The sequence below is a fragment of the Staphylococcus sp. HMSC061G12 genome, assembly GCF_001838465.1.
Taxonomy (GTDB): domain Bacteria; phylum Bacillota; class Bacilli; order Staphylococcales; family Staphylococcaceae; genus Staphylococcus; species Staphylococcus simulans.
Window position 1 is genome coordinate 1 of record NZ_KV837011.1, and the last position, 4293, is coordinate 4293.

A 4293-nucleotide genomic window follows, 5' to 3' on the forward strand; every position below is an offset into this window, starting at 1 on the left:
AAATTTTATTGTAAAAAATAAAAGCATAAGTTTGCTTATCTTATGATAAAGCAACCTATGCCTTCATTTTTTAACCTCTTTTGTATTGTTCTTAAGTCTTATATGACAGAGAGTAAATAAAATCTAGTTTATGATTTTATTTATAAAACTTTTAAAGTTATTTATGTGTATAAGAAATTTTGATATAAAAATTCTAGTAACAAAGTTGTAAGGGGCAACTAAATACAATAGGAAACCTTTTGATTGTCAATCAATATTCACGTAATATTTGTGGAGTATACCACATATTTATAATTATAAGGAACTATATTTTAAAAATCAATCAAAAACTCCAGTAATTAACATCTATTTAATGCTTTTACTGGAGAAAATAGTGAATTATATATAATCTTTTCGGAAGATTATTGGGAATATAATCACATTGTATATCTTTTATGGCGAAAAATAAACTTATCAAATGTAAATTATTTAGTATTAACTATAGTATAGGAAATGGACTTGGTGTTATCGAGAGAAAATATAGTAGTTTTTCGCACAAAACTTTTAGTATTACACATCACGTCAGAGTAGTAGTGTGACATTCCCAATATATAAAATATCACTACTGTATTGCTTTTATATTAATGTTGATGAAAAAGTAGTGTTTAATATATAAAGGGAACGAATTGAAGGAAAATTCACTCTATAAAATTTTGTGGGAAAGGTTATTAGGATTTATTAAAGTGATCAGAATATGTTATAATGCTATTACCTTTCTTAAATTGAATGTCCGCAATTAACTTGCTGATTCGATTTAGCAACCATTTAATATGGTTGCTTTTTTAATTAGTATTATCAGGTTCTGATGAAAACTTAGAAAAAATATAATGTGCCAAAAAAATCGTCACTCGTTTTGCTAAAACTTTGTGATGTGAAATTGAAATATATCTACTTTGCTCTTATCTTCTTTTTAAGCACTTATATAGAGTTTTAGAATATAAATCTACATAAATATTTTGGGTTCTTCAAAATACCCCTTTAAAATTAAAAATAAAGATCCTCAAAATTTTTATAAGAGTTATGATGAAGTTTGTTAACAAGAAATGAAGTTTCTGATGCTAATTTTTCTCGATATATGATAAAGATATAATATCTCCAGCAGTTATACACGTTATAGATCCTTTGGAAAAGGATGGATATGTTTAGGCTTCAGAAAAAGAAATAAAACATGTATTTATGCCGAGCAAATTTATTGATTAATGAGAAGCCCTTTAAATAAACATGCAGACGAATGTCGGCATAGTGTGATCTGGTCGACCATTGTCGATAAAGCAACATTTTAGACACTTAAGAACGAATTTCAACCGTTCGGGGATTGGTGAACTCTTTAATTAATTATTTTGTTAATATGAATATGCAAATGATTAATAGGAGAGATGAGAATGTATAAAAAATTTAGTTATAAATCTAAAGTAACAAAAGGTTGTGTTGCATTTGTTGTAGCTTCTAGTCTAGTTTTGGCTCCGACGGTGATTAATAACTACTCAGAAGCTTCAGAAACTAGGCAATCAGACGTCTCTATAGATAGTGCAGGAACTATTTCAAAAATTAATGATAATGTGGCTAGAATTGATTTGAACAAAGGGATTACATACAATATTGATAAAAATGGTATAGCTACAATAAAAGATACTCATTCTGGAAAAACTGAGCAATTACCTGTAACAGCAAAAGATAAAAATGGTGAAGACGCGACTTTAGTTTATTTTGAAGAGGATGGTAAGTTGGGTGTTCAAGTTGTTAAGCAGCAACAAGAAAGAGGAGCTGCTAAATGTGTAATCGGAACTGTAGGAGGAGCTATTGGTGGTGCGACAACTGGTGGCTTAGGAGGAGCTGCTGTTGGAACTGTTACACTTCCTATTGTTGGAACTGTTAGCGGTGGTGTTGTAGGAGCCATTGGTGGCGGTATTGGCGGTGCTTCTGGCGGATATGTAGCTGGTTGTTAAAAGGTGGGATAACTATGTATAACAGAAAGATCTTCAACTGGCCAATATTTTTTATTGTGATTTTGAATTATATATTTATGTTATCGCTGTTTCTATGGGTTTCTAATATAAACCATGTAAAAGTCTTTTTATTGACTATTCCTTTTCTTTTAATGACATGTGTTTATATAGTACTGTTTATAAAAAACAGATAGTTAATAGATAGTTAGTGTTTACACGTGTTTATGTATGTCATAAGTACGTGTTTTTGTGTATGTTTGAAATGAATTTATCTTTTCTTGTTACTATAGTTAATCATTACAAGTGATAAGAATCACTTTAGAATTTTTGGAATTAGTGGTTGGAAAATACTTATGTAAAAACTGTATCTTTATTAAGTAACTGGTTTCATTAGATTATTCAATTTAATGTATAAAACTATCATCTACGCTTTTAATTTGTACAAAATAAAAATTATGTTTTTTTGAAGAGATTTATCGATGCAGTAATTAAAATGGAAGTTGTTTTTGTTAGTTTATGCAAAACTTTAGTTTGCATATGAATTAATAATGTAAAAATACACTTTATAGGTTTTTGTGTATGGAATTACATTATATTTATATGTATCTCATTTATATATTAAGATCTTATAAAGCTTTTGAATTAAAAAAGACATAAATATCCTATTACTTTTTAAAACATTTCTTTGAAATAAGGTTGTAAAACTTTTCTGGGGGCTATGATAAAATCTATCAAAGGAGGAGGGATAAATTTGGTGTTTAATATATATAATATTTTCAGCTATTTTACTTTATTATGTTTTGAAATATGGAATTAGAAATGGTTTTGCTGAACTTGAAGCTAATAAAGATGATTTAATTTACTATCAAAAAAGTTCAAGTTTACTTGAAGAAATAGAAAATGTTTATCATATAATTGATATGTCTCAAACTGAGCTGAAAGAAGAAGCGAAAGCTATTTATGATGATTCTTTTAATATTTTGATTTCAGGAAAAAAACCTAAATTTATATTTGAGGAACTGACAGAGAAGAAAGAACAAATTTTTAAGTTAAGTACAAAGGATTTTGAGTAAAGCAATTAAATCAAAAATGAAAATAGAATAATAGTATGGGGAAGATGATTATTAATATCTTGATAGAAGGTTTATTTGTTTTTGATTTTAGTTCTGTTTTCTACTGGAAAAGATGATGAATAGCAGGTTTTATTTTTTATGATTTTAAAAAAAAGTGGATAACTATAAAATTGATGTGACAATAACATGAGTTTGTTTTTGTAATATTTATTAGCATCGCGGTTTACAAGTTTTTTAATTTCGAGTGAGGAGACATGACTTTGCATATTTTAGGTTATGTATGTGGAATAAATTTCATTGTTTCTTAGAAAGGATGTTTTATTGTTCAGTTTTATTAAACTTTATAAAACTGAAAAAAGTTATTTGTAAAAAGAGTGTTCATTGTGAGATAATAACATTTGTTTGTATTTTGAGTTTGCTTGTTATAGCTAACAGTGGTAGATTTGAGAAATATACTGAAAATCACCTACAAACACTATGTTAGAGTTTGTAGGTGATTTGACTGGTGAAATTAAATAAAATCAAATGAAGTTGAAATGAGTTATCTTAAATCTTTGGGATTATGTAATATATCTTAAAGGATAATCTCTAATAAATCAAGAATTACACTTAATTTAAAAGACTTTACTTTTTTAAAAAGGTTTAGCATAATAGATTTACACCATAAATACTATTTTTTTAGGAGGAATAACAATGAGTGAAGAAAAATTTGAACAAGCAAAAGGAAATATTAAAGAAACTATTGGGGATGTAACTGATAACAAGGATTTAAAAGCAGAAGGTAAAGGGGATAAAGCCTCAGGTAAAGCTAAGGAAATTGTGGATAATGTTAAAGATAAAGCTAATGATTTGATTGATCAGGTTAAAGGCGATAAGAACTAAAGAAGTAAACATCTTAAGTATTATAGACTTTATACTATTTAGGGCTGGTGAGTAAATTACCAGTCTTATTTTTAATGTGAAAAGAGCATAATTATCTTTGGGAATTAGAAATATTATATTATCAAAATCAAGGAAATGATGTGCTTATATCTAATATTATATTATTAGTGATTAATAACGATTAATTATTACAAATATTCAAAATGTTATTAAATCAATAGTTATAGTCAATTAAAAATCAGATGATTATGCTTCACACCTTTTTTATTAAAGACTAAAAGTCTTTAATAAAAAAGTCATCATACAGAGTATGATGACCCAGACCGTAGACAAACTACCGTTATAACTTGAAA

Annotated in this window: 3 protein-coding genes; all 3 read left to right on the forward strand. The window is 27.2% G+C overall.

Going from position 1 to position 4293, the window contains the following annotated elements:
* The first annotated feature begins 1421 nt into the window (after positions 1–1421).
* The 3 genes from HMPREF2937_RS13930 (at position 1422) to HMPREF2937_RS00825 (ending at position 3940) form a co-directional block, all read left to right on the forward strand.
* On the forward strand, positions 1422–1985 hold the full coding sequence (locus HMPREF2937_RS13930) for a hypothetical protein (protein WP_083309938.1): 564 nt from the start codon (positions 1422–1424) through the stop codon (positions 1983–1985).
* An 800-nt stretch (positions 1986–2785) separates the two neighbouring features.
* Entirely contained in the window at positions 2786–3058 is a 273-nt protein-coding gene (locus HMPREF2937_RS00820) for a hypothetical protein (protein WP_256273939.1), read from the forward strand.
* Positions 3059–3751: 693 nt separating this feature from the next.
* Positions 3752–3940 (forward strand): CsbD family protein, encoded by a 189-nt coding sequence (locus HMPREF2937_RS00825; RefSeq protein WP_060804198.1) that lies wholly within the window; start codon positions 3752–3754, stop codon positions 3938–3940.
* The last annotated feature ends 353 nt before the right edge of the window (positions 3941–4293 follow it).

Excerpts from the sequence above, each read along its gene's own strand:
- HMPREF2937_RS00825 (WP_060804198.1), top strand. The coding sequence starts at position 3,752 with ATGAGTGAAGAAAAATTTGAACAAGCAAAAGGAAATATTAAAGAAACT.
- HMPREF2937_RS13930 (WP_083309938.1), top strand. The coding sequence starts at position 1,422 with ATGTATAAAAAATTTAGTTATAAATCTAAAGTAACAAAAGGTTGTGTT.